At 59.1% G+C, this 25743-nt stretch carries 26 protein-coding genes; 16 read left to right on the top strand and 10 right to left on the bottom strand.

Translation table 11 applies throughout. The annotated features are described in order from the left end of the window. Together AC1DVH_RS12975 and AC1DVH_RS12970 are read right to left on the bottom strand one after the other, a co-directional pair. On the bottom strand, window positions 1-929 hold a 929-nt coding region (locus tag AC1DVH_RS12975), incomplete at its 3' end, for a homoserine kinase (protein ID WP_477754126.1). Between the two features lie 57 nt (window positions 930-986). Then, a complete protein-coding gene (locus AC1DVH_RS12970; protein WP_477754125.1) occupies window positions 987-1277 on the bottom strand; it encodes a DUF2782 domain-containing protein in 291 nt (96 codons plus the stop codon). A 74-nt stretch (window positions 1278-1351) separates the two neighbouring features. Between AC1DVH_RS12970 and polA the strand changes: the two genes are divergently transcribed. After that, complete coding sequence (polA, locus tag AC1DVH_RS12965) at window positions 1352-4156, top strand: DNA polymerase I (RefSeq protein WP_477754124.1); 2805 nt, start codon at window positions 1352-1354, stop codon at window positions 4154-4156. A gap of 419 nt (window positions 4157-4575) precedes the next feature. Here the strand turns inward: polA and yihA are convergent, their stop codons facing one another. Continuing rightward, complete coding sequence (gene yihA / locus AC1DVH_RS12960; protein ID WP_008002192.1) at window positions 4576-5220, bottom strand: ribosome biogenesis GTP-binding protein YihA/YsxC; 645 nt, start codon at window positions 5218-5220, stop codon at window positions 4576-4578. Window positions 5221-5411: 191 nt separating this feature from the next. Between yihA and AC1DVH_RS12955 the strand changes: the two genes are divergently transcribed. The 7 genes from AC1DVH_RS12955 (at window position 5412) to AC1DVH_RS12925 (ending at window position 12670) form a co-directional block, all read left to right on the top strand. Beyond that, window positions 5412-5702: a c-type cytochrome gene (locus tag AC1DVH_RS12955; RefSeq protein ID WP_223455051.1), complete on the top strand. Its 291-nt coding sequence runs from the start codon at window positions 5412-5414 to the stop codon at window positions 5700-5702. A 45-nt stretch (window positions 5703-5747) separates the two neighbouring features. Then, entirely contained in the window at window positions 5748-6377 is a 630-nt protein-coding gene (locus AC1DVH_RS12950; protein ID WP_477754123.1) for a c-type cytochrome, read from the top strand. Between the two features lie 199 nt (window positions 6378-6576). Next, window positions 6577-7218, top strand: coding sequence for a thiol:disulfide interchange protein DsbA/DsbL (locus AC1DVH_RS12945; protein ID WP_108218734.1), 642 nt, complete (start codon window positions 6577-6579; stop codon window positions 7216-7218). 14 nt (window positions 7219-7232) lie between these two features. Next, on the top strand, window positions 7233-8111 hold the full coding sequence (locus tag AC1DVH_RS12940) for an endonuclease/exonuclease/phosphatase family protein (RefSeq protein WP_218431436.1): 879 nt from the start codon (window positions 7233-7235) through the stop codon (window positions 8109-8111). After that, window positions 8108-10102, top strand: a complete 1995-nt coding sequence (locus AC1DVH_RS12935) for a GGDEF domain-containing protein (protein ID WP_477754122.1) — start codon at window positions 8108-8110, stop codon at window positions 10100-10102. The genes AC1DVH_RS12940 and AC1DVH_RS12935 overlap by 4 nt, the downstream gene beginning before the upstream one ends. A gap of 92 nt (window positions 10103-10194) precedes the next feature. Beyond that, entirely contained in the window at window positions 10195-10974 is a 780-nt protein-coding gene (locus AC1DVH_RS12930) for an N-acetylmuramoyl-L-alanine amidase (RefSeq protein ID WP_477754121.1), read from the top strand. Between the two features lie 76 nt (window positions 10975-11050). Beyond that, a complete protein-coding gene (locus AC1DVH_RS12925) occupies window positions 11051-12670 on the top strand; it encodes an EAL domain-containing protein (protein ID WP_477754120.1) in 1620 nt (539 codons plus the stop codon). 7 nt (window positions 12671-12677) lie between these two features. On the opposite strand, the gene AC1DVH_RS12920 is transcribed toward AC1DVH_RS12925, so the two are convergent. Further along, the gene (locus AC1DVH_RS12920) at window positions 12678-14468 is read right to left on the bottom strand and encodes an ATP-binding protein (protein ID WP_477754119.1); all 1791 of its coding nucleotides are present in this window, start codon (window positions 14466-14468) and stop codon (window positions 12678-12680) included. Between the two features lie 10 nt (window positions 14469-14478). Further along, window positions 14479-15825 carry a sigma-54-dependent response regulator transcription factor AlgB gene (algB, locus tag AC1DVH_RS12915; protein ID WP_477754118.1) on the bottom strand — a complete coding sequence of 449 codons (1347 nt, stop codon included), beginning with the start codon at window positions 15823-15825 and terminating at the stop codon, window positions 14479-14481. Window positions 15826-16262: 437 nt separating this feature from the next. Between algB and AC1DVH_RS12910 the strand changes: the two genes are divergently transcribed. The 4 genes from AC1DVH_RS12910 to AC1DVH_RS12895 all read left to right on the top strand — a co-directional run bounded on the left by AC1DVH_RS12910 (window position 16263) and on the right by AC1DVH_RS12895 (window position 20332). Beyond that, complete coding sequence (locus tag AC1DVH_RS12910) at window positions 16263-16550, top strand: hypothetical protein (protein ID WP_477754117.1); 288 nt, start codon at window positions 16263-16265, stop codon at window positions 16548-16550. Between the two features lie 68 nt (window positions 16551-16618). Next, window positions 16619-16783, top strand: coding sequence for a DUF1328 domain-containing protein (locus AC1DVH_RS12905; RefSeq protein WP_003177151.1), 165 nt, complete (start codon window positions 16619-16621; stop codon window positions 16781-16783). Between the two features lie 792 nt (window positions 16784-17575). Continuing rightward, window positions 17576-18907: a glutamate/aspartate:proton symporter GltP gene (gltP, locus tag AC1DVH_RS12900; RefSeq protein WP_477754116.1), complete on the top strand. Its 1332-nt coding sequence runs from the start codon at window positions 17576-17578 to the stop codon at window positions 18905-18907. A gap of 195 nt (window positions 18908-19102) precedes the next feature. Next, window positions 19103-20332, top strand: a complete 1230-nt coding sequence (locus AC1DVH_RS12895) for a nucleoside recognition domain-containing protein (protein WP_477754115.1) — start codon at window positions 19103-19105, stop codon at window positions 20330-20332. On the opposite strand, the gene AC1DVH_RS12890 is transcribed toward AC1DVH_RS12895, so the two are convergent. After that, window positions 20314-21411, bottom strand: a complete 1098-nt coding sequence (locus AC1DVH_RS12890; RefSeq protein WP_477754114.1) for an aminopeptidase — start codon at window positions 21409-21411, stop codon at window positions 20314-20316. The two genes, AC1DVH_RS12895 and AC1DVH_RS12890, sit on opposite strands and share 19 nt — an antisense overlap. Before the next feature lie 59 nt (window positions 21412-21470). Between AC1DVH_RS12890 and AC1DVH_RS12885 the strand changes: the two genes are divergently transcribed. Together AC1DVH_RS12885 and AC1DVH_RS12880 are read left to right on the top strand one after the other, a co-directional pair. Then, window positions 21471-21893 (top strand): PA0061/PA0062 family lipoprotein, encoded by a 423-nt coding sequence (locus AC1DVH_RS12885; protein ID WP_477754113.1) that lies wholly within the window; start codon window positions 21471-21473, stop codon window positions 21891-21893. Window positions 21894-21934: 41 nt separating this feature from the next. Then, window positions 21935-22357, top strand: coding sequence for a PA0061/PA0062 family lipoprotein (locus AC1DVH_RS12880; protein ID WP_477754112.1), 423 nt, complete (start codon window positions 21935-21937; stop codon window positions 22355-22357). A 4-nt stretch (window positions 22358-22361) separates the two neighbouring features. Here the strand turns inward: AC1DVH_RS12880 and AC1DVH_RS12875 are convergent, their stop codons facing one another. Beyond that, complete coding sequence (locus tag AC1DVH_RS12875) at window positions 22362-22595, bottom strand: DUF1161 domain-containing protein (RefSeq protein ID WP_477754111.1); 234 nt, start codon at window positions 22593-22595, stop codon at window positions 22362-22364. A gap of 392 nt (window positions 22596-22987) precedes the next feature. Between AC1DVH_RS12875 and AC1DVH_RS12870 the strand changes: the two genes are divergently transcribed. After that, window positions 22988-23989 (top strand): LLM class flavin-dependent oxidoreductase, encoded by a 1002-nt coding sequence (locus tag AC1DVH_RS12870; protein ID WP_008002158.1) that lies wholly within the window; start codon window positions 22988-22990, stop codon window positions 23987-23989. Between the two features lie 68 nt (window positions 23990-24057). Here the strand turns inward: AC1DVH_RS12870 and AC1DVH_RS12865 are convergent, their stop codons facing one another. Together AC1DVH_RS12865 and AC1DVH_RS12860 are read right to left on the bottom strand one after the other, a co-directional pair. After that, a complete protein-coding gene (locus AC1DVH_RS12865) occupies window positions 24058-24279 on the bottom strand; it encodes a DUF1161 domain-containing protein (protein WP_477754127.1) in 222 nt (73 codons plus the stop codon). Window positions 24280-24400: 121 nt separating this feature from the next. Beyond that, a complete protein-coding gene (locus AC1DVH_RS12860; protein ID WP_015092929.1) occupies window positions 24401-24616 on the bottom strand; it encodes a dodecin in 216 nt (71 codons plus the stop codon). Between the two features lie 157 nt (window positions 24617-24773). Here AC1DVH_RS12860 and AC1DVH_RS12855 point away from each other — a divergent pair, with 157 nt between their 5' ends. Then, the gene (locus AC1DVH_RS12855) at window positions 24774-25097 is read left to right on the top strand and encodes an ElaB/YgaM/YqjD family protein (RefSeq protein WP_150728191.1); all 324 of its coding nucleotides are present in this window, start codon (window positions 24774-24776) and stop codon (window positions 25095-25097) included. Here AC1DVH_RS12855 and AC1DVH_RS12850 read toward each other — a convergent pair. Next, a partial coding sequence (locus tag AC1DVH_RS12850; RefSeq protein WP_477754110.1) for a LysR substrate-binding domain-containing protein occupies window positions 25094-25743 on the bottom strand: 650 nt, incomplete at its 5' end. The genes AC1DVH_RS12855 and AC1DVH_RS12850 overlap by 4 nt on opposite strands.

Genomic DNA, 25743 nt, shown 5'->3' with positions numbered 1-25743 from the left:
GTATTGACCGTCTGCCGCTGCGCCAGGCGCAACTGGAACTCCATCGGATCRTGAATCAACACATCCTGTCCGGCGAACGACTCCGCGGCGATCAAGCGTGACAACCAGAACCRTACGCAAGCCACCCGCAGCATGGTCGGCCACAACTCGGCTTCGGCAGCGGTGAACGGTCGCAAGGCTGCGTAAGCGCCCAGCAAGGCCCGCGCTCGCGGTCCATCGATCACGCCATCGTCGTCCGAGCACCAGTCGTTCAAGGCAATCGCCACGTCGTAGAGCATCGGCCCGGAGCAGGCGTTGTAGAAATCGATCAGCCCGGTCAGGTGCGTGCCTTCGAACATCGCGTTATCGCGGAACAGGTCGGCGTGAATGTTCGCCCGCGGCAGTGCCAGGATTTTTTCTTTCTGCCGGGTGATTTCTTCCAGCGCCCGTTGCAGCAGGTCTTTCTGCTCGGCACCGAGATGCGACAGGAACTGCGTGCCCTCTTCCAGCATCCAGTCCAGGCCGCGATCGGTTTTGCGCTTGATCATATTGGCCTGGGTCGCCAGGTGCAGATGGCCGAGCAACTCACCGACCTGTGTGCAATGTTGCGCGTTGGCTTGCTTGATGTGCTTGCCGGCCAGGCGCGGTTGCAGCAACGCAGGCTTGCCCGCCAGTTCGCGCAAGGCCACGCCGTCTGTGGTGCGCAGGGCGTAAGGTACCGGCAGGTTGGCGCCGTGCAGCACGTCGAGCAGTTCGATGAAGAACGGCATTTCCTGAACCGGACCGCGCTCGATCAGGGTCAGGACAAATTCGCCCTGCTCCAGGCTGATAAAGAAATTGGTGTTTTCGCTACCGGCGGCAATCCCCTGGAAATCAAGCAGGCGGCCGAGGCCATAAGGGGCGAGAAAAGCTTCCAGCTCGGGCCGAGCCAGGGGGGTGAACACAGACATGTTTAAGCTGCCAGTACGGGCGCTGCTCGTGGGCCAGCGCCAATTGAAATTAAGAAACTACTTCCACTCAAAGATCTTCCATGACGGAATCAGCATATCGGGCTGATCCGAGCGAATGAAGTTTGCATCTGTTCCGTCGGCGCGCACCAGAAAATACGGCGGTGCGCCCTTCGGCGTGACCTTGATTGCGTACAGGAAACCGTTCTGACGGTATTCCTGAATGACTTTGTCCCCTTCCGTGCGGATCGTGACTTCCGGATCCGGTGTCGGCGCATCGCCCGCCGCCATGACGGCCAATGGTGCGATTGCAAACAAGCCAGCCAGCAACAGGCGATTTAGTGTGCGCATGATAACCTTGTCCCTTTGTCGTCAACGGTCCCGCTATTCTAGCGCCGGACCCGCCGAAAAGGTTGATCCTGCTCATGAGCCAAGCCCCCCTCGTCCTGGTGGACGGTTCTTCTTACCTGTACCGCGCCTTTCACGCGTTGCCGCCGCTGACCACGTCCAAAGGCCTGCCGACCGGCGCGGTCAAGGGCGTCTTGAACATGCTCAAGAGCCTGCGCAAGCAATATCCGAATAGTCCGTTCGCTGTGGTGTTCGACGCCAAAGGTGGGACTTTTCGCGATGACATGTACGCCGAATACAAGGCCAACCGTCCGAGCATGCCTGACGACATGCGCGTGCAGATCGAGCCGCTGCACCAGAGCGTGATCGCCCTGGGCTTCCCGCTGCTGTGCGTCGAAGGCGTCGAGGCCGATGACGTGATCGGCACCCTGGCCCGCAGTAGCGCGGCGGCGGATCGTCCGGTGATCATCTCCACCGGTGACAAGGACATGGCGCAATTGGTCGACGGTCACATTACCTTGGTCAACACCATGACCGGTAGCAGCATGGATGTGGAGGGCGTGAAGGAGAAATTCGGCGTCGCTCCCGAGCAGATCATCGATTATCTGGCGCTCATGGGCGATTCGTCCGACAACATTCCGGGCGTTCCGGGCATCGGTCCCAAGACCGCGTCTGGCCTGTTGGTGGGTGTGAACGGCGGCCTGACCGAACTCTATGCGCAACTCGACATCGTGCCGACCCTGCCGATTCGCGGCGCCAAGACCCTGCCAGCCAAGCTCGAAGAGCACAAGGAGATGGCCTTCCTCTCCTATCAACTGGCGACCATCAAGGTCGACGTGCCGCTGGACGTTGGGCTCGACGACTTGCAAATGGGTCCTGAAGATCCGGCGAAACTCTACGAGTTGTACACCCTGCTGGAGTTCAAGAGCTGGCTGAACGACCTTGATCGCGACGCCAAACGCCTGGAACTGAGCGCTGCCGCCGAGCCAGCACCGGCCGCCGATCTGTTCAGTGAACCAGAGGCCGAAGCACCGGCCGCCGTTGCTGAAGCCGCCTWTGAAACCATCCTCGATCAAACGCGTTTCGATGCCTGGCTGGAAAAACTGAAAAACGCCAAACTGTTTGCCTTCGACACCGAAACCACCGGCATCGATGCGCAGCAGGCACGACTGGTGGGCCTGTCATTCGCGGTTCAGGCCAACGAAGCGGCCTACATCCCGTTGACCCATTCCTACATCGGCGTGCCGCAACAGCTGGACCGCGACACGGTCCTGCGTGCGCTCAAGCCGATTCTGGAGGACCCGAACAAACTCAAGGTCGGCCAGCACGCCAAGTTCGACATGAACATCCTGGCCAACTGCGCCATCGGCGGCGATCAGGACAACGGCATTACCGTGCGCGGCATCGCCTTCGATACCATGCTCGAGTCCTACGTGCTCAACTCCACGGCCACGCGCCATGACATGGACAGCCTGGCGCAGAAGTACCTGGACCACACCACGGTGAGTTTCCAGGACATCGCCGGTAAAGGCGTGAAGCAGCTGACGTTCGATCAGATCGCCCTGGAGCAGGCCGGGCCTTACGCCGCCGAAGATGCGGATATCACCTTGCGTCTGCACCAGACCCTGTTCGAAAAGCTCTCGGCCATTCCGAGCCTGGCCAGCGTGCTGACCGACATCGAAATCCCGTTGGTGCCGGTGCTGGCGCGAATCGAGCGTCAGGGCGCATTCGTCGATGCCGCCTTGCTGGGCGTGCAAAGCATCGAACTGGGCGACAAGATGGTGGCGCTGGAGCGTGAAGCCTTCGAGATTGCCGGCGAGGAGTTCAACCTCGGTTCGCCCAAGCAACTGGGCGTGATCCTTTACGAGAAGCTCGGCCTGCCGGTATTGAAGAAAACCGCCAAGGGCCAGCCCTCCACCGCCGAAGAAGTGCTGGCCAAACTGGCAGAAGACGACTATCGATTGCCGAAAGTGCTCATGGAATACCGCTCCATGAGCAAGCTGAAAAGCACCTACACCGACCGTCTGCCGGAGCAGATCAACCCACGTACCGGGCGGATCCATACCTCGTATCATCAGGCGGTGGCGTCCACCGGGCGGCTGTCCTCCAGCGACCCGAACCTGCAGAACATCCCGGTGCGCACCGCCGAAGGGCGTCGCATTCGCCAGGCCTTCGTGGCCCCGGCAGGTTACAAGCTGCTGGCGGCGGACTATTCGCAGATCGAACTGCGGATCATGGCGCACCTTTCCCGGGACGAAGGGCTGATGAACGCCTTCCGCCACAATCTGGACGTGCACACCGCGACCGCCGCCGAAGTGTTCAAGGTCGAACTGGCCGACGTGACCTCCAACCAGCGCCGCAGCGCCAAGGCGATCAACTTCGGCCTGATCTACGGCATGGGCGCGCAGAAGCTCGGCAAGGACATCGGCGTCGACACCAAGACCGCCAAGGCCTACATCGATACCTATTTCGCCCGATACCCCGGCGTTCGCCAGTACATGGACCGCACGCGTGCCCAGGCCGCCGAGCAAGGTTATGTCGAGACGTTCTTCGGCCGACGCCTGTACCTGCCGGACATCAACTCCAACAAGCCGCAAGAGCGCGCCGCCGCCGAACGCACGGCGATCAACGCGCCGATGCAAGGCACTGCGGCGGACATCATCAAGAAAGCCATGGTCGCGGTAGATAACTGGCTGACCGCGTCTGGCCTCGACGCCAAAGTCATTTTGCAGGTGCACGATGAACTGGTGCTTGAGGTGCGTGAAGACCTGATCGACCAGGTTCGCGATGAAATTCGCGTGCACATGAGCGAGGCCGCGAAACTGGATGTCCCGTTGCTGGTCGAAGTGGGTGTCGGAAATAACTGGGATGAGGCTCACTGAGCCTTCTTGTAGGAGCGAGCTTGCTCCGGGCGGCGTTCCGACGATGGAGTGTCAGGCACATCGATTTCGACTGAAATTCCATCGCGAGCAGGCTCGCTCCTACAGAAAATTGTCGTGTTCTGCTGCGGCATAGTGCCGCGGCAGAAGGGCGTGAACCACTTAGTCCGGAAAATTATCAGAGTTATTCCAAAGCTATTTGAAAAAAATCTGAACTAATCTTGCGAACCACCACTCAGAGTTACTGAATGGCTGGTGAAGCCCTTCGATGCTCCTATGTTGTGTTAAGTGTTGGCAGATATCTGGACCCCGCCCTAGCGGTCTAGAGCTTGAACCCCGGAACTTCTCCCTCCCCATATGAAGCCCGGGGTTTTTTTTGCCTGTAGAAAACTGCCTGGGGCGCCCCAGGCAACCTTCGCTGCTTACTGGGCTTCTACTTCGGCACCCTTGTCCGCCAGTTCCATCCATCCAGCCAGTACGGTGTAGGCATCTTCCAGGCCCATGCGTTTCGGGGCCGAAAACAGCTGAATCGTCACGAGATCACCCCAGCCCTTGCGGATTTCCGCCTGAACCTTGAGCAGCGTGTTCTTGGCCGCGCCATAGGTCAGCTTGTCTGCTTTGGTCAGCAGAATGTGCATCGGCATGCCGGCAGCCACGGCCCAGTCGAGCATCAGCAGGTCGAAATCGGTCATCGGATGGCGGATGTCCATCATCAGGATCAGACCTTTCAAACTCTCGCGACCACCCAGATATGCCTCCAGGTGACGCTGCCAGTGTTGCTTGAGCGGGATCGGTACTTTTGCATAACCGTAGCCCGGCAGGTCGACCAGACGGCGTTCATCGTCTAGCTTGAAGAAGTTCAACAGCTGTGTGCGCCCCGGGGTTTTCGAGGTGCGCGCCAGGCTGGCATGGGTCAGGGTGTTCAAGGCACTCGACTTGCCGGCGTTGGAACGCCCGGCGAAGGCGACTTCGAAGCCCTCGTCATCCGGACATTGGTCGACTTTGGCGGCGCTGAGCATGAAGGTGGACTGTTGGCACAGACCGAGGATGGGATTCTTGAGTTGCATGGGATTTCCGATGTGGGCGGCGCCAGGAATGGGTGCGGCAAGCAGTGTCGCTTCCGTTTCAGTGACGCCAGTATATAATGCCGCAGATTTTGTGTGCGCTTTGTCCCAGCGTAGGATGAAGTTCACGAGAGCGACAAACCTTGATTGCGCACTAGAACGCAGCTCGCTCTCAACCCTGAAAAGGTCGTTTTATGACGAAATGGCTGCTAGCTGCCGGTGTCTTGATGCCGCTTTACAGCGCTCAGGCTACACAGGATCCGGAAGCTGTGTACAACCGTGTTTGTGGTGCCTGTCATTCCGGCCAACTCCCCATGGCGCCGAAAAAAGGCGATCAGGAAGCTTGGACGCCGAGGTTGGCGAAAGGTATGGAGACGCTGGTGCAACACGTGACCCAGGGTTTCAAGGCGATGCCGCCGCGTGGTTTGTGCATGGACTGCAGTGCCGAGGATTACCAAGCCACCATCCTTTGGATGAGCGAGTAAGCCCGGTCCATAACTCTTAACCCTTAGCCGTAGTTGGATTAGCTGATGAAGAAATTGATCGTGAGTCTGCTGTTGACCGTGGGCATCTCCGGCATGGCCCATGCTGCAGGTGAGGCAGTACAACCGGGTGATGCAAAAGCCGGCCAGGCCAAAGCCGCCGTATGTGGCGCCTGCCACGGCCCGGATGGCAACAGCATGGCGCCAAATTTTCCAAAACTGGCGGGTCAGGGTGAACGCTACCTGACCAAGCAATTGCACGACATCAAGTCGGGCAAGCGCACCGTTCTGGAAATGACCGGTCTGCTGACCAACCTGAGCGATCAGGACCTGGCGGACATCGCCGCCTACTTCGCCAGCCAGAAAGGCAGCGTCGGCGCCGCCGATCCGAAAGTCGTCGCTCGCGGTGAAGCCCTGTTCCGTGGTGGTGACCTGGCCAAGGGGATGCCAGCCTGCACCGGGTGCCATTCGCCAAATGGCGCAGGTAACGCGGCTGCCGGTTTCCCGCACCTCGGCGGCCAGCACGCTCAATACATCGGCAAGCAGCTGACCGACTTCCGCAAGGAAGAAGGCGGCCGCAACAACGACGGCGATGCCAAAACCATGCAGACCATTGCCAAGAAGCTGAGCGACGAAGACATCGCTGCGGTGTCCAGCTACATTCAAGGCCTGCACTGAGGCCGGCGGATCGGGTGTTGAACAGGGTGCTTATCGCCTGCAACGTTAACGCTCGATTAATCCGTGACAGCAAGTATAAAAAGGGTGGCCTTGGCCGCCCTTTTTTGTGGCCGCTGCCGTTACACTACAGAACTCAAGCCCGTCAGGATCTGTCTGAAAACAGTCGCGCGAGGCGATAAAATTTGTCCAGGAGTGAAGCATGCGTAATCTGATCATCAGCGCCGTTTTTGCCGCTGCCAGCCTGTTCGGCATGACCGCCCAGGCTGCTGAAGCCCCCGCCGCACCTTATGTGGAACTGAGCAATCCGGTTCCGGTCGCTGTGCCTGGCAAGATCGAAGTGGTRGAGCTGTTCTGGTACGGCTGCCCGCATTGTTACGCCTTCGAGCCGGTGATCAATCCGTGGGTCGAGAAGCTGCCGACGGACGTGAATTTCGTACGCATTCCAGCCATGTTCGGTGGCCCGTGGGATGCTCACGGTCAGATGTTCCTGACCCTTGAAGCCATGGGGGTCGAGCACAACGTTCATGCCGCGGTGTTCAATGCGATTCAGAAAGAACACAAGAAACTGACCGACAAGGATGACATGGCCGACTTCCTCGCTACCCAAGGCGTGGACAAGGACAAGTTCCTCGCGACCTTCGACTCTTTCGCTATCAAAGGTCAGATCGTCAAGGCGCGTGAACTGGCCAAGAAGTATGAAATCACCGGCGTTCCAACCATGATCGTCAACGGCAAGTACCGGTTTGACGTGGGTTCTGCCGGCGGTGCTGAACAGGCCCTGCAACTGGCCGACAAACTGATCGACAAAGAGCGGGCGGCTAACAAGGCTGCCGCCAACTAAGGGCAGTCACTGCCATGCGCCGATGGGGTACTGAACGTGTCGTTGGCCGGCATGATCCGCGGGTCAACGAGCATCATCTGGAGTCCACGGGCCTGCCCGTAGACAGTCGTCTGCGCTTGCTCAGCTTCAATATCCAGGTCGGCATCAGTACCGAGCGTTATCGGCATTACCTGACCCGGGGCTGGCAGCATCTGCTGCCGCACACCGGGCGTGCCGACAATCTGCAGAAAATCGGCAATCTGCTGGGCGATTTCGATCTGGTCGCCTTGCAGGAAGCCGATGGCGGCAGCCTGCGGTCAGGCTACGTCAATCAAGTCGAACACCTGGCCCAGCTCGGCGCCTTCCCCTACTGGTATCAACAACTCAATCGCAACCTTGGTCGCCTGGCCCAGCACAGCAATGGCGTGCTCAGTCGATTGCGTCCGTGGGCCATTGAAGATCATCCGTTGCCGGGGCCAAAAGGTCGCGGAGCCATTCTGGTACGGTTCGGCGAAGGCCCGGAAGCGCTGGTGGTGGTCATGATGCACCTGGCCTTGGGTGCCCGGGCGCGCAGCCTGCAACTGGCCTACATCCGCGATCTGATTGGCGATTACAAACACCAGGTACTGATGGGCGACATGAATACCCATGCCAGTGACCTGCTGCAAAACTCTGCGTTGCGCGATCTCGGCCTGCTTGCGCCACAACTGGAAGCGACGTTTCCCAGCTGGCGCCCGCAGCGCTGCCTGGACCATATCCTGCTGAGCCCGAGCCTGACCCTGGAAAAGGTCGAGGTGCTGGCACAGCCCATTTCCGATCACCTGCCGGTCGCGGTAGAGATTCGTCTGCCGGGTTCGCTCACGGCCGATGCATTGCCCGCGTTGAGTCCTGCCCTTCGCGGATCCCATGAATGAGCGACGAAACACAGCGCTGGAAAGAGAAATACCTCAAAAGCATTGAACAACAGGAAAAGCTCGAACGTCGCTGGGACGCGCGGCTCGACTTGCTGCGCCGTGGACTGGTGCGCAGCACCCTGGCGGCGGAAGGCACTGACCGCGCCGTTGACCAGTGCATGAAGGAAATGCGCGAGGTCGTGCGTACCGACGACATGGACGCCGGCCTGGCCGCGCTGATTCCACGCCTGGAAAAAGCCGTGCTCGACTCCGAGCAGCGTCGGGAAACCCGGATCAACCAGACCAGTGCCGCCCTGACTGCGCTGGTCACTCAACTGCAAACATTGCCGCTGCCACGGGATGTGAGCCGGCCACTCAAGAGTTTCGCCAAGCAACTGGAGGCGCGGGTCAGTCAGGCACGTGAAATACCGTTGTTGCTCAGCGAACTGAGTGGCTTGCAAGGCAAGGCCCTGAGCCAGCTGGAGACCCCGACGGAACCCGATCGGCCGGGCTTGCTGCAGCGGTTGTTCGGCGGTCGTGAAGCGCAGGAGACGGCGGCCTCAACGGCTACTTCTCCTGCGCTGGCTGCCCCTGTAGCCGAGAGCCCTGTGGCGATTATCGAGTCGGCCCCGGTCGTGATTGAGCCAGCAATCTGCGAAGTACCCGCTGTTGAGCGAGCTGAGGACGAGTCCGTGCCGACTGAGCCAGCCGTGGCTTTTGCACCTCCGGCTGCGGAGCCTCAACCATCCAGTGCAGCCTCGACAGAAATCGAATCGGCCGAGCAACCAGCTCCGGAAACTATTGCGACACCTCCTGAGCCGCAAGCGAACCCCGACGAGCTGACCGCGCAAGCATCGACGGATAGTGTGCCCGTACCTCCGATTCCGACGGAGGACGTGGTCGCCACCGATCAGGCGCCATCCGAACACGACATTCTCTACGCACTCCCGGACTCCCCCGAGCCCTCCTACAGTTCGGTGGCCAGTCACATCGAAGACACGCTGCTAGGGCTGCTCGACGACCTGACATTGCCCGAACGTTATCGCCCGCAAGCCGAATCCATGCGCGATCGTCTGAAAAACGGTTTGAACTGGTACGAATTGCTGCCGATCCTCGACGACTTCGCCACGTTGATGCTGGCCATTACCGACAGCGGCCAGCATGAGTTCGAAGCCTATCTACAACGATTGAACGAGCGCCTCGAATCGTTCCAGAGCAACTTGCAGGCCGCCACCGCAGGGCACGCCGACAACCGTTCGGCTGCGCGGCAGATGGACACGCAGATCCGCGAACAGGTCGATGGCTTGCAAARCAGCATGCAGGAAGCCGCGGACCTGGAAGATCTCAAGCACGTCCTGGAAAACCATCTCGAAGGCTTGCTGGGCACCATGGACCAGCACCAGAAACAGCGCGATGAGCGCGAGCAAGAGGTCGCTGTGCGCTTGCATAGCCTGGCCGAGCGGGTCGCCCATATGGAGCAGGAGGCCCAAGGTTACCGTGAGCACCTTGAAGAGCAGCGTCAGAAGGCATTGGTCGACCCGTTGACCGGTCTGCCCAACCGCGCGGCCTGGAGCGAGCGCCTGGACCATGAAGTCACACAATGGCAGCAACATGGCAACACGTTGCTGCTGGCCATGCTGGACCTCGATCATTTCAAGCGTATCAATGATAACTACGGGCACCTGGCCGGTGACAAAGTGCTGAAAATCATCGCCAGCGTGTTGCGCAAGCGTCTGCGCGGGACGGATTTCATTGCGCGGTTTGGCGGCGAAGAGTTTGTGCTGTTAATGCCATCCACGGCGCCGGCGGCGGGGCTGAAGTTGCTGGAAAGCTTGCGTGCCTCGATTGAGGCCTGTCCGTTCCACTTCAAGGGAGAGCCGGTGACCATCACCGTGTCTATCGGAATGACGGCGTTCAGGCAGGGTGAGCATGGCGATCAAGCGCTTAAAAGAGCCGATCAGGCGCTGTATCGCGCAAAAAATGCCGGCCGCAACCGCGTGGAGCCGGGCTGATCGTCAATTGTTCCATTTTGTTTGATTGCCGTCAGCCCGCCAGGCATTACGTTACACTGTTGCATTATTGTCTTATGTGTACTGCCTTCGCCATGAAATATTTTGCTCTGATCGCGTCACTGATTCTGCTGGCCGGCTGCGCCAGCGGTCCCCGTTTCGACACCAGCCACCCTTCGGCCAATTACGACAGTCGTGTGCAGTTCGTGGTGGTGCATTACACCAACGCCTCGCTGGAGCGTTCGTTGCAGTTGCTGACCCACGGTGAAGTCAGCAGCCATTACCTGATCGGCGACGACAAGGGCGCCACCATCTACAAACTGATGGATGAAAATGTGCGGGCCTGGCACGCCGGGGAGAGCGAGTGGAATGGCCGGACCTGGCTGAATTCCAGTTCCATCGGTATCGAAATCGTCAACCCGGGCTTCAAGGACACCCCGACCGGACGCGTGTGGTACCCCTACACCGAAGATCAGGTCCAGTCCTTGATCGTATTGCTAAAGGACATCAGCAAGCGTCAGGGCATAAGGCCTCGCGACATTATTGGTCACAGCGATATTGCACCGTTGCGCAAACTCGACCCGGGGCCGCTGTTCCCCTGGAAGCGTCTTGCTGCCGAAGGCCTGGGCATCTGGCCGAACGAACAGTCGGTGGCGCGCCAGCAAATGCAGTTCGCCGAACAATTGCCGAGCATCAGCTGGTTTCAGGCGCAATTGGCCCGCCTGGGTTATACCTCGCCACAAACCGGCGAGCTCGATGTCGCGACACGGCATGTGATAGCGGCATTCCAGATGCATTTCCGCCCGGCGCGCTTCGATGGCACTCCGGATGCGCAAACTGCAGCGCTACTTTTGGTGTTGAATCAGACAAAATAATGACGCCCGCCCGACGGTCAGGGCTTTTTTCCAATCAGCAGCTATAACTCATTGGTAATCCGTCGGATATTACACAATGCCYGCTGCTCGAGAGACCTTCCATAGTTGGTTCCATCGCCCCTGGTTTTTGGGGCTGCTGTCTGCTGTCTTGAGCGCAACGTTATTGATGGCCGGCAGCCTGTTCGTCGCCATACACCAGGTCGAGCAAAACGAAAGCGAAGAAATGAATGCTCAGGGGGAGCGCTTCCTCGCCCGCCTGGAACAGCTCTTCGGGCAACTGCGTGAAAGCCTTGACGATCTTGAAGCGCAACCGTTGCGCGGCTGCGATGCTGAAATGATCGCGACCTTGCAACAGGTTACGTTCAATTATCGCTTCGTCTACGAAGCCGCCTACATGGACTCCTCGCGAATCTGCTCCAATCGCCCTCGCCAGGAAGGGCTGTCGCTGAGTCGATCGCCAGACATAAAAGGCCCGACTTACAGCTATTGGCTCAACACCACCACCGAACCCGATGAAAACCGCGCCGCGCTGATGCTCGGGCGCGGGAATTTCCGGGTCGCGACCTCTCGCGGTCATTTGACCGATATGGTCGACCTGTCACCGGGCAGCAGCCTGCTGGTAGTCCTGGACCATGGCGCGCGGGCGATTCCGGTGCTGGGTGCTTCTCAGATCTGGCCACCAGCCGAGGCCTGGCCACCGAAAAACCGTGATGCGCTGCAGATCACCCAGACACGCCTGATATACCGCATGCCCACCGACAACCCGGAGTATCAATTGGTATTGATCAGCCCGCGTACCGGCATGCACATCCCGGCGGTCTGGTGGTGGCTGCTGCCGGCGAGCCTCGCGTTGGGTATATGCGTTGGGTTCCTGGTGTTTCTGCTGGTGCGCCAGCGGCAGTCGCTGGACGCCGAACTGACCGGCGCGATTCGCCGTGGCGAGTTGCAGGTGCTGTATCAACCGATCTTCGACCTCGATAGCCGCAACTGTGTCGGGGCCGAAGCGCTGCTACGCTGGCGCAGGCCGGACGGTACTCTGACCAGTCCCGACCTGTTCATCCCGATGGCGGAGAACACCGGGCAGATTCGCCAGATGACGGACTTCGTCCTGCAACGCCTGCTTGAGCAACTCGGCCAGTTGCTGCGTGCCAACCCGCAACTGTACATCTCGGTCAATCTCGCGGCGTGTGATGTGATGGTTCCGCGGATTGGTCAGGTGATGGCGCGGCTGCTGACCCTGCACCGTGTCGCTGCGCAGCAAATTGCCTTTGAGGTCACCGAGCGCGGGCTGGTCGATGTGGTGGTGGCCCGGGAAAACCTGCAAGCCTTGCGGGATGTCGGACACCAGGTGTTGATCGATGACTTCGGCACCGGCTATTGCAGCCTCGCCTATTTGCAAACCCTGCCGGTGGATTGCCTGAAAATCGACAAGGCGTTCATCGACGCATTGGGCCATGACGCCGCCAGCAGCGGTGTGGCCCCGCACATCATTCACATGGCCCAGTCGCTGCACCTGAAGGTGATTGCCGAAGGCATCGAACATGAGGCCCAGGCCGAATTCCTCAGCAGTGAAGGCGTGAAGTTCGGCCAGGGGTGGCTGTTCGCCCGCGCGCTGAGCTCCGTGCAGTTCATTGAATTGATAACCCGGGGCCGACGCCTGGCCGGCGCTGGCCGACGTCTGGATGACGAGGCGTGAAGGTGAGCTAAACGGTCAGCGCCATGTAGAACTGAGTACCTTGCCCCGGCCGGGAGTAGACGCCCATGCGCCCGCCATGCAATTGCACGATTTCCTTGCACAAGGCCAGGCCGAGCCCGGCCCCGCCCTTCTTGCGTCCGACCTGTACGAACGGCTCGAAGATCCGCCCCTGTTGACCGTAGGCGATGCCTTCGCCGTTGTCCTCGACACTGATGATGACCCGGTCGCCGTGGCGCCTGGCCTGCAGGCGTATCCGCCCGCCGGAGCCGGTGTGACGCAAGGCGTTGTCGAGCAAGTTGTCGAGTACCCGGTCCAGTTGTGGCTGGTCGGCCTGTAACCGCGGCAAAGGCCCCTGCACTTCCACCAGCAGACTGATTTCTTTCTCCTCGGCCGATGTGGCAAAGCGCGATTGAGCCTGTTCCAGCAATGCCTCGATGGCACACGGCGCCAGGGTGAGTTTCTGCAAACCGTTCTGGTAACGGGAGAAATTCAGCAGGTCATTGATCAACTGCATCAGCCGCTGCATCTCTTCATTCACGGTATCGAGCAGATCGGCTTCCCGGGAATCCGGGGCAAAGTGAGCGCGCTCGCGGAACAATCCGAAAGCCATGTGCATGCCGGTGACCGGTGTGCGCAACTCATGGGAGGCGCGCAATACAAATTCGCTGCGTACCCGTTCGAAGGCACGCTGTTCCGTGACGTCATGCAGCACCATCACGGCACCGAGAATATGTCCCTGGGTATGGCTTACCGGGGTCAGGCTATAGGTCAGTAGTCGTGACTCGCCATCGACTTCGATGCTCAAGTCTTCCGGCGCCCGCTCCAGCGTGCTGCCGCGCAGCACCAGTTGTAGTTGCTCATCGAGTTCGGGGCGCTCCAGCGCCGTGCCCAACCCTAGACCCAGACGATCGGATTCCCAGCCCAACTGACGCTGGGCCACAGGGTTAAGGTGTTCCAGATGACCCTGACGGTCAATCATCAGCAGTCCGTCGTCAATGCTGTCGAGCACGGCCTGCAAACGCTGTTGACCGGCCAGCAGTTCATCGACGTTAGTGGCCTGATGCTCACGCAGCGCTTGGGCCATGATCCCGAAACGCCGGGACAGCTGGTTCAGCTCCACCGCCGAAGAGATCGGCAGGGTGACATCGTAATTGCCCTGGCCGATATTGTCCGCCGCCTTGACCAAAGCCTCGATGGGCTCCCCGAAGCGCCGGGCGATGGCCTGCGCGGTCACGAAGCCGACGATCAGCACCGCCAGCCCCACCAGGCCAAGCAAACCGGCAATCAGCAGCGCCTGCTCCCGGGCCTGACGATCGGTATCGTTGATGTTATCCAGTGCGCGCTTGTGCTCGGCGATCAGGCCATTGCGTAGCGCGTTGAATTTTTCCATCAGGTTGCCGTGGCTGCCGAGCACATTCGACGGGGCCGGGGACGTTTCATAAGCCTGGATAAAGCGCTCATAGTCGGCCTTGGCTTTTCTGAAGCCGTACTCGCCTCCGGACTGCGCTGGCTCCTGGGCGATACCTTCCTCCAGCAGTTCGAAGTAATGCTGTTTCGAGGCGGCGAAAGCGGCGGATTCAGGTTTCTCGCTGAGCATGATGATCAGTTGATCATCCAGGGTCTGACGCAGCTTGAGCCCCAGGTCCAGAGTGACGAAGTTGTTGCGGGTGGGCACTTCCTGGCTGCCGGCCATCTGCATCACGCTGACCAGCCCGAGCAAGAGCCCGAGCAACGCGATGGTCATCAGTGCGGAGATGCTCAGGAACAGCCGGGTCCGCAATTTCATCGCCAGTTTCATCCGCTGCTGCTCACAAGTTGTACTGTTTGCGTTTGCGGTACAGCGTCGAGGCGTCGATGCCCAGGGTTTTCGCCGCTTGATCCAGGGTGTCGGCGGTGGTGAGGATCGCGCTGATGTGGGCCTTTTCCAGCTCCTCCAGGCTCAGTGCCGCACCGATGCGCGGTGMATTGTTGACCGGAGTTTCGGCCATACCCAGATGACTGATCTCGACCCGCTCCTGCGGACAGATGATGCTCGCCCGCTCGATCACGTTGCGTAGCTCACGGATGTTGCCCGGCCAGCGATAGCTCAGCAGCGCTTCCCGGGCTTCGTCGCTGAAGGCGCGCGCGGGACGGGCGTACTCCTTGACGAAGCGCGCCAGGAAACGGTCGGCCAGGTTGAGAATATCTTCGTGGCGTTCGCGTAGCGGTGGCAGGTGCAAGGTAATGACATTCAGGCGATAGAGCAGGTCTTCACGGAAACGACCGTCGCGGGCCATGTCCTCAAGATTGAGGTTGGTGGCCGCAAGGATGCGCACATCGGCACGACGGGTCACCGGATCACCGACGCGCTCATATTCTTTGTCTTGAATAAAACGCAGCAACTTCGGCTGCAATGTCAGGGGAAAGTCGCCGATCTCGTCGAGAAACAGCGTGCCGCCGTCCGCCTGGTTGACTCGCCCCAGGGTACTTTCGCTGGCACCGGTGAAGGCGCCACGGCTGTGGCCGAAAAGTTCGCTTTCCATGAGTTCAGCGTTCAGCGACGGGCAGTTGATCGTGACGCAGGATTTCTTCGCGCGTTTGCTCCAGCCGTGAATGGCTTGGGACAGCTCGCCCTTGCCGGTACCGGATTCACCAAGAATCAGGATATTGGCATCGGTCGTGGCAACCTGGCGGGCGGTTTCGAGTACCACTTTCATGGCCGGGCTGTGGGAGTCCAGGCCATCCTTGGATTTGCGCACTTCACCTTCCAGGGCCTCCAGTCGCGCCGACAGTTGCCGCACTTCCAGTTGCTTGGCGGTGGCCAGCCGCAATTGATCGGGGCTGCACGGTTTGACCAGATAGTCGGCGGCACCGGCCTGAATCGCATCCACTGCGGTGTCGACGGCTGAGTGCGCAGTGACGATCACCACCCGCATCCAGGGCGCCTGAATACGCATCTGGGCCAGCACATCGAGGCCGTTGTCTTCACCCAGACGCAAATCGAGGAAGCACAGGTCGAAGACCTGCCGCTGCAACAAGGCATCTGCCTGCGCGGCGCTGGTAGCGGTGGCCACGCTGTAGCCTTCGTCTTCGAGGCAATAACGGAAAGTACGCAGGATGGCGGACTCATCATCCACCAGCAGAATGCGGCCTTGATGCTCAGTGGCTGATTCCATTTTCCTGCGCTCCTTAATAAATATCTTTATTTAGTCTCAGAGAAATCGGGCAAGTTGCATGATTGATTCTGAGCCATTCCTGTCATGGCAGGGTAGCTTTCATCCCATGTATCGGTTAGCCACCTGATTTTGCGGGTCTTTGAATAGATGTCCGGTTTCCGACAGCGGCCAGCGTAAAATTCTGACATCCGCGCCCTCCTCCCAATTCAAAAAATTTACGCATTCCTTCAAACGAATCATGCAATACGCACGACCGCGCAAGTGGCATCGTGCAGGATGCGTGCGAAGTGATTTCTTTTATGATCATAAGATATTGAAATTAAAAGAAATTAAATCGAGTCAAGGCTGGCATGCGGGCTGCAATTGTCTGGTTAACCAGGGCATTCAAAAACAAACGCCCGCTATCGAATACCGACCCGAGAGGCAGGAGCTCCAAGATGAACCGTCAGCGTGCCGCCCACCTGCACCTCTCGCCTGTGCAAATCGCGCAAGGACTGTTTGCTGTTCTGGCGCTGTTGATCACCCTGATCGGCGGCCAGCAGTTTCAGCGCTGGGAGCAGGGCCAGCAGCCTGAAACGCCACGTCTGTCGATTCAGCATCCGACCCAAACCCATTTCAGCGCGGTCAGCAGCGGTCAGGCCGATAGCACCCCGATGCGCATGATGGATGTCGACCAGGCCGGGCCTGTGGGTGAGATACGTCATCAGGAGCGTTGGGTGTTCTAGGCAAACTTCCGCGCATCCGATGCGCCGGGAAACGCAGCACCTCTAAACAGAGCGTAAGGAGAATCATCATGTTGAGCTGGGCAATCACATTCCTGATCATCGCCATCATCGCCGCTGTATTGGGCTTCGGTGGTATCGCGGGCACCGCCACGGGTATCGCCAAGATTCTGTTTGTCGTGTTCCTGGTGATGTTCATTGCCTCCTTCTTCTTTGGTCGTCGCGGTCGAGGCTGACATGAGAGGTTTGTTCAAGGCACTGGCAGCCGCCCTGTCGATGGAGCAAACGAAGAAAGATCCGAACGGGTATTGAAGTACGCACATGAGGGAGGCCACAGCGCCTCTTTCCACCTGCGTCGCCTGAGGAAGGCTGGCGCATGACCAAGGGGTCGGGACGTTCTGCCTGTTTCAGGGGTGGAGTGACCTACGGGTACAGCGAGTGCCTGCGCAAGGGCTGGGTCAGGAAAAGCTACTGCGCAAGTTCGCCGGACCGCCATGGTTCGACGGGCTTGCGAAGGGCTTGATCACGCAACACATTGAAATAGAGCGCTCGTCTCGGTTTCCTCACCGTTATCGCGTCCTTGTCCTGGTTACGTCGGAAAATACTTTTCCCGGTGTTTCACCAGCGACCGTATATCGAGAAAAACCACGTTTTTTTTGCCGCGATTTTTCGCTTCGTCCTGCGGGATTTTGCTGAAAAATCAATCCTCGGCCACCGCTCAAAAAACATTCAATCTGCTCTGTGATGACCGGTTCACGGCACTTATACCTGCCGAAATGTCGCATTCGAACCGGTTGGGACGCGTGTTTTACTAAAAAAACCTCATGCCGATTCGGCATAGGGTAGGCGTTTACGGCATTAGACGGCGCTCCCTTGCATCGGAATAGTTGCGCCTTTTTCGCCTGCCGGAGAGCCGTAAACACGCGTTCCGGGGCACCTTATACGGGGGCAGATGCACTAGACTTTTTCGCCATAAGCGTTCCAGTTCGCGCATCTCCCTGAGTCAAACAACAAGTAAGGGTAAAGATATGAAGAAGGCAAAGCTTAGCCTCGCCTGGCAGATCCTCATCGGTCTGGTATTGGGGATTGCAATCGGTGCGCTGCTCAACCATTTCAGTGCCGAAAAAGCCTGGTGGATCAGCAACGTCCTGCAACCGGCAGGCGATATCTTTATCCGTCTGATCAAGATGATCGTAATCCCGATCGTCATCTCCTCCCTGATTGTCGGCATTGCCGGCGTCGGTGACGCCAAGAAGCTGGGGCGTATCGGCTTCAAGACCATCATTTACTTCGAGATCGTCACCACCATCGCCATCGTGGTCGGTCTGCTGCTGGCCAACCTGTTCCATCCGGGGGCCGGCATCGACATGAGCACCCTGGGCACCGTGGACATTTCCAAGTACCAGGCGACGGCGGCCGAGGTTCGGCATGAACACGCGTTCGTCGAAACCATCCTCAACCTGATCCCGTCGAACATCTTTGCGGCCATGGTTCGCGGCGAAATGCTGCCGATCATCTTCTTCTCTGTATTGTTCGGTCTCGGTTTGTCGAGCCTGCAGGCGGACCTGCGCGAACCACTGGTGAAGATGTTCCAGGGCGTATCGGAAAGCATGTTCAAGGTCACTCACATGATCATGAACTACGCCCCGATCGGCGTGTTCGCACTGATCGCGGTAACCGTGGCCAACTTCGGCTTCGCGTCGCTGATACCGCTGGCCAAACTGGTGATCCTGGTTTACGTCGCCATCGCCTTCTTCGCTTTCGTGGTCCTGGGCCTGATCGCTCGCCTGTTCGGCTTCTCGGTGATCAAGCTGATGCGCATCTTCAAGGATGAGCTGGTACTGGCCTACTCCACCGCCAGCTCCGAAACCGTGCTGCCGCGCGTGATCGAGAAGATGGAAGCCTACGGCGCGCCGAAAGCCATTTGCAGCTTCGTGGTGYCGACCGGTTACTCGTTCAACCTCGACGGTTCGACCCTGTACCAAAGCATCGCGGCGATCTTCATTGCCCAGCTGTATGGCATCGACCTGTCGATCAGCCAGCAACTGTTGCTGGTACTGACGCTGATGGTCACCTCCAAAGGCATCGCCGGCGTACCGGGCGTGTCCTTCGTGGTGCTGCTGGCTACCCTGGGCAGCGTCGGTATTCCTCTGGAAGGCCTGGCGTTCATCGCCGGTGTCGACCGCGTCATGGACATGGCCCGTACCGCACTGAACGTGATCGGCAACGCCCTGGCTGTTCTGGTTATCGCTCGTTGGGAAGGGATGTACGACGACGCCAAGGGCCAGCGCTACTGGAACTCCCTGCCGCACTGGCGCAGCAAGGAAAAACTGCCGGCAGGTGAAATTTCCAGCAACTGACACAAATCTCCTGTAGGAGCTGGCTTGCCAGCGAAGACGGCTTCGAGCCTTGCATCGCCAGCTATGGCGCCTTCGCCGGCAAGCCGGCTCCTACATTGGTTATGTGGTGCGTATGTACAAACCCCGGAGAAATCCGGGGTTTGTCGTTTCTGGCCACCCCGCTATCATTCGCGGATCTTTTGGGGGATTTGACTGATGCTCAATGGCCTTTGGCTTGGCTTCTTCATCGTGGCAGCCGTATCGGCGCTGGCGCAGTGGCTGATCGGCGGTAATGCCGGGATTTTCGCGGCAATGGTGGAAAGCATTTTTGCCATGGCCAAGCTGTCGGTCGAAGTCATGGTGCTGCTGTTTGGCACCCTCACCCTCTGGCTGGGTTTTCTACGCATTGCCGAGAAAGCCGGGATCGTCGAATGGTTGGCCAAGGCTCTGGGGCCACTGTTTTTGCGCCTGATGCCTGAAGTCCCGCCTGGTCATCCGGCCATCGGCCTGATCACCCTGAACTTCGCCGCCAATGGCCTGGGCCTGGACAACGCCGCCACACCGATCGGCCTCAAGGCCATGAAGGCGCTGCAAGAACTCAATCCCAGCGCCACTGTCGCCAGCAACGCCCAGATCCTGTTCCTGGTGCTCAACGCCTCCTCGCTGACCCTGCTACCGGTGACGATCTTCATGTATCGCGCCCAGCAAGGCGCGCCTGACCCGACGCTGGTGTTTCTGCCGATCCTGCTGGCGACCAGTTGCTCGACCATTGTCGGCTTCCTGTCGGTGGCGTTCATGCAGCGCCTGCGCATCTGGGACCCGGTGGTGCTGGCCTACCTGATCCCCGGCGCCCTCGCCCTCGGTGGTTTCATGGCGTTGCTGGCGACCCTTTCAGCGACCGCACTGGCCGGCCTGTCGTCGATCCTCGGCAACGTGACGCTGTTTGGCCTGATCATGCTGTTTTTACTGATCGGCTCGCTGCGCAAAGTGAAGGTCTACGAGGCCTTCGTTGAAGGAGCCAAAGAGGGTTTCGACGTCGCCAAGAACTTGCTGCCCTATCTGGTGGCGATGCTCTGCGCAGTGGGCGTACTGCGTGCGTCCGGGGCGCTGGACTTCGGTCTGGATGGCATTCGCCATCTGGTGGAATGGGCCGGTTGGGACACACGATTCGTCGATGCGCTGCCGACGGCGATGGTCAAACCCTTCTCGGGTAGCGCCGCCCGGGCGATGCTGATCGAAACCATGAAGACCTCGGGCGTCGACAGCTTCCCGGCGCTGGTGGCGGCGACGGTCCAGGGCAGCACCGAAACGACGTTCTATGTGCTGGCGGTGTACTTCGGCGCCGTGGGCATCCAGCGCGCACGACATGCAGTCGGTTGTGCATTGCTGGCGGAGCTTGCCGGGGTGCTGGGCGCGATCGGGGTTTGCTACTGGTTCTTTGGTTGATCGGCCTCGCCAGCCAATGCTTTCAGCGCGGCCTTACGCTCGTCCGCCGGCAAGGCGCCGAGCTTTTCCACGGCAGCGTAAAACTTGAGCCAGTCGCCATCCTCCTGATGGAACAGCGTGGCAAATGCCGGAATCCATTGGTCGTACAAACCAAATGGCAATAGCCGGGCATTATTCATGGGGGCATAGATCCAGGTATCGTAGCGTTTGTCTGCGGCCCACTGATTGTCGCGCAATTGCCGGTATTCGCTGCGCAAGCGCTCGAACTCGGCAGCCTTTTGCTGGCGCATTTGTTCGGTTGGCAACGGCAAGGTGTAGAGTTTTTCCAGTCGGGTGCGGGTCTTGAGCACCAACGCAGTGAACTGGTTGCGCTGACGCGCCTGCGCATTGTTATCCGGTGGCAGGAGGCGGTAGGCGCGCCATTGGCGAGTACCTTCCTGCTCGACGAAGGTGGCGAAGGATTCGTTGAACTCCGTGTCGTCCTTCACATAGAAACGCTGATGGGCCAGCTCGTGAAAGATCAGCGTGGCCAGTCGCTCATCCCCCCAGCCCATCATCGAACTGATGATCGGGTCGTTGAACCAGCCGAGTGTCGAATAGGCTTCGACACCACCAATCGACACGTCCATGCCCTGCAAGCGTTGCAAAGCTGCTTCGCCGCGGGCTGCACTCTGGCTGTAGTAACCGCGATAAGCCACGCAACCGGCGATGGGGAAGCAGTGGTTTACCGGTTTTAGGGAAAATTCCGGCGTGGCGAAGACATTCCAGACGACGAAGGGACGCCCAATGTCCGCGTACAAGCGGTAACTCGGGTTATCCGGCAGGTGCAATTGCTGGCTGGCGAACGTTCGGGCCTTTTGCGATTGCTCCAGGTGTGTACGCAGCTTTTGATCGCGCGCCGGGTCGGCAATCACACTGGAAACCGGCTCCCTGGCCCGCAGCAACTGCAGTTGGCCGCTGGCCAGTTGGCTGTAATAGCTGGCGCTGGTGCAACCGTTGAGCAACAAAAACAACACACCCGGAAACAAAACGCGAAAAACGCGATCAAGTAACCCAAGGCTAGGAAGCGGCCTGATCACAATAATTCTTCCTTGGAGAGTCTTTCCACAAGACTATCCCGCCTGACTGGAGCTCCGCTATGCGCATGTTGATGCTGACAGGAGGCCTGCTGATGCTGGCCGGCTGTGCTTTTTTCGGACTACCCCGCCCTGATCCTGCGCAAGCCTGGATCGACCTGGAGTCGAAGCAAGAAGATACGAAGCTGCAAGCGCTGGAGGTCGATGACAAGGCCACCGACGATAAACGCTATTTCCAGGTCCAGCCCGGTAGCCATGAGTTGACGGTCCGCTACCAATTCTCGGTCCAGCCTACCAACATCGGCCCTGATGCCGAACCGTTGTGGCGCGATTGCCAGTTGAACGTGAAATTCAACGACTTCAACGCGGGCGAGCGTTATCGGCTACAGACGGGGAACATCGGCTTTCGGCCTTGGGCGAAACTCTACGATCAACAGCGAAAAGTGATTGGCCAAGGCACGCCTGCGGGCTGCCAACACTCCTGATCGGCGTTATGCTGAATGCATAACCCCTTGGGACATTCATCATGTACAGGTTGATGCTGTTGCTGGTTGCCAGCATTGTCGCTGGCTGTCAGAGCCCGATGCCGACGGCTAATCCAAAGATGGCCTGGGTCGACTTTTCCACGCCCTTCCCTAACGATAAATTGCTGATGGCCGAGCGTCTGGATAAACAGCGCTTGGCCGACGGGCGTTATTTTGAGGTTATGCCCGGCAGCCATGAACTGATCGTCCGCTTCGACTTCGAAGTACCTGGTGGCGGGGGCTTGAACATGATGGGCGGCCCTTCTGAACGCATATGTTACTTGACCATCAACTTCGATCATTTCGAAGCCGGCCAACGTTATGTGCTTGAAGGCCGCTCGATTGCCTTCATCCCTGAAGCCAGGCTATACAACGCCAAGCGGGAGATCGTTGCAGAAGATCGAGAGTCTTACTGCCTGATGTGAGTGGTCAGCGGTTGTTCTTCTGGTAGATGATTTTCTTGGTACCGTTTTCGCACGAGCCAACGACCATGTTCTGGTCGTGGACCTCGTCGTTGGTGACGATTTCAAGCGTGTAGGCGGTGACGCCACTGGCCTGGATCTTGGCTTCGATCTCGGCCTTGAGTTCTTCGCAGGGTTTCGGCGCTGCGAGGGCCGAAGCGGCCAGTGCGCAACAGATAACCGCCAAGGCAAAACGTTTCATGGTTTGAAGCTCCTTTGAGGCAGCACGCACAGTCGTGGGTTTTCGCTGCTGTCGTTTATTCGACCACAGTTTTAGCGGGCAAATCTGTCGCGACGCAAAAAAGATCGCAGACGCGAGCACTTTTTGCCGAATGATCCCGGCAGGTTGCTCAAGGCAGCGATCTCTTGTTCTCAACGAAAATCTAGCCGACCAATGTTGCCTCCAATCTGATCTTCGCATTCCGCACGTTGGACACCGGGCAGACCTGTCCGATCAATCCGCTTTTTTCGATGGATTTTTTACCGGGCTATTGAAACTCGGGTATATGCCCACATTGCATGAACACGCTTTTGGATTCGGCAGGTTTGCGTTCGCAAGAACAAACCTGCACCCTCATTTGGAGAAGCAGGTTTATGAAACGACTGTCCGATATCAAGTTCTCGACCCTCGATCTGGTGCCGGTGCGCGAGAACGGCAGCGCGGCCCAGTCGCTGCGCAATTCGCTGGACCTGGCGCAGCACGTCGAGAAATTCGGTTACAACCGCTTCTGGGTGGCTGAGCACCACAATATGGACGGCATTGCCAGTTCCGCGACCTCGGTACTGCTCGGTTATCTGGCCGGTGGCACGTCGACCATTCGAGTCGGTTCGGGTGGGGTGATGTTGCCCAACCACGCACCGTTGGTGATTGCCGAGCAGTTCGGCACCCTGGAAAGTCTTTATCCGGGCCGCATTGACCTGGGCCTGGGGCGCGCGCCCGGTTCCGACCAGATGACCGCACGTGCGCTGCGCCGTGAACGCTCTGGCAGCGCCGACGATTTCCCGGAAGATGTGGCGGAGCTGGTGCGCTATCTCGGGCCGCGTACTCCGGACCAACGCATCATCGCCATGCCGGGCACCGGGACCAATGTGCCAGTCTGGTTGTTGGGGTCGAGCCTGTTCAGTGCACAACTGGCCGGTGAGCGTGGTTTGCCCTACGCCTTCGCATCGCATTTCGCACCGCGCTACATGCATGAAGCGATTCGGGTCTACCGCAATCACTTCAAGCCGTCAGCCGTTTTGGACAAACCTTACGTGATGCTCGGCGTGCCTTTAGTGGCAGCCGATACCGACGAGCAGGCCGATTACCTGGCGACTTCGGTGTTCCAGCGGATTCTCGCCCTGATGCGTGGCCAAAGCCTGGTACAGCGTCCGCCGGTGAAGACCATGGACGGCCTGTGGCTGCCCCATGAGAAAGAGGCCGTGCACGATTTCCTTGGCCTGGCCATGATCGGCAGCCCCCAGAAAATCCGCGCCAAACTCGAGGTCCTGATCGAACAGACCCAGGCTGACGAGTTGATTTTCACCTGTGACCTGTACGAACATTCGGATCGCGTGCATTCCTACGAGTTGCTGGCGCAGGTCATGCGAGGCTGATACTCAATCGACAGGCATAAAAAAGCCGGCGCCAGGGCGTCGGCTTTTTCATTCAGGCGGGAATCGACCTACTTTTTATAGACGATCACTTTGGCGCCTTCTTCGCATTTGCCAACTACTTTCCCGCCGGCAGCGGCACCTTTATCGACAATCTCCAGCGAATATCCGGAAACGCCCTTGGCATCAAGTTTCGCGGCGATTTCGGCTTTCAGCTCTTCGCATGGCTTGCCGCCCGCCAATGCGGTCCCTGCAAGGCTCAACAAGCCTACCGCCAACATAAACTTCTTCATCAGTTGCATTCCCTGGTCGGATCATAGGGGTAACCAGCCGTCAGCCGGACGCGCTCATGGAGCGCTTTGCCATTCCCTATGGCATTCGGCTGGCGTGCAAGTTCAGAAGACTAGCCCAAAGTCAGCTGCTGGCAATCCGGAACCCGACTTTCAAGGTCACCTGAAAGTGCGCAGCCTTACCGTCCCTGATGTGCCCACGGGTCTCGGTCACTTCAAACCATTCCATGTACTTGATGCTCTTGCTGGCTTCGGTCAGGGCGTTGTTGATCGCATCTTCGATACTGCTGGTGGACGAGCCAACCAGCTCGACTTTCTTGTAGGTGTGATGGTCAGACATGGCGTTCTCCTCGGCGTGTGAATTACAGCCTAGCAGTGATTTTTCCTATTTTTTCTGTTGGTCGCTCTGTGGATGAAGTTCAGGTTTTCTGCACTTTCTCGAACCCCTGAAGTCCCAACCAACACATGCCACTCATCACCAATGCAGGAGAGCCACCATGGCCAACACCTCGTTACGCAAAGCCTCATTGCAAAGCATGGAAGCCGAGATCGAGAGTCTGCTCAAGTCTTTGGAAAGCCTGAAGGGCGACGCCTCGGACGAGTCGCGTAAAACCCTCAATACCCTGAAAAGCAACGCCGAAAATGCCTTGAAGCACTCGCGCCATCTGCTTGCCGATGCTTATGAGGAGGTCAAGGTCAAAACCCGCGAAACCGGGATTGCCACCCGGGACTACGCCCAGGAACACCCCTGGACGACAGCCGGTGTCGCCGTCGGCGCATTGGGCCTGCTGGCCGCTTATCTGTTGTGCAAGCGTGATTAATCCGCTCGACGCAGCTCGTTCTTGAGCCACTGCGCCAGTTGCCGGGCGCGCCCGTCCGCGGCGCGCTTGGGTAGCCACAACGCCAGTTGCGCCGGGGTTTCACTGAAGCCCCAAGGTGCAACCAGGCGGCCGGCCTTCAAGTCCTCCGTCACCAAAGGTTCGGGGGCAATCGCCACGCCCAGACCCGCGACGGCGGCTTCCAGCAAGTAATACAAATGTTCAAATCCCTGGCCGTACTTCAGCGCCCTGGCGTCGAGGCCCCGTGGTTGCGCCCAGTTCGGCCAGGCTTGCGGGCGTGAAGTGGTGTGCAGCAAGGGTTCGTTCAGCAGTGCGGTTTCCGGCGCTTGCTTGAGCCGTTCATAGCCGACGAACCGAGGGCTCATCACCGGACCGATACGTTCGCTGGCCAGCTCAAAAACCTGCATGTCCGCCGGCCAGGGTGGCTCGGCAAATACCAGCAAAGCATCCAGCCCCGGTCTTCGCGGATCCAGATCGCCTTCTCCGGCCGACAGGTGCAGGCGCAAGTCCGGCAGGTCGGCATTGAGCCGCCCCAGTCGCGGGATAAACCAGCGCGCCAGCAGGCTTCCCGAGCAACCGAGCACGAATGGCGCATCGGCTGTGCTTTGTGTGAGTTCGGCGCAAACGC

The sequence above is a fragment of the Pseudomonas sp. P4_C3 genome, assembly GCF_056402075.1.
Note: the sequence above shows the minus strand (reverse complement) of the source record. Positions and strands in the feature narration are given on the sequence as shown.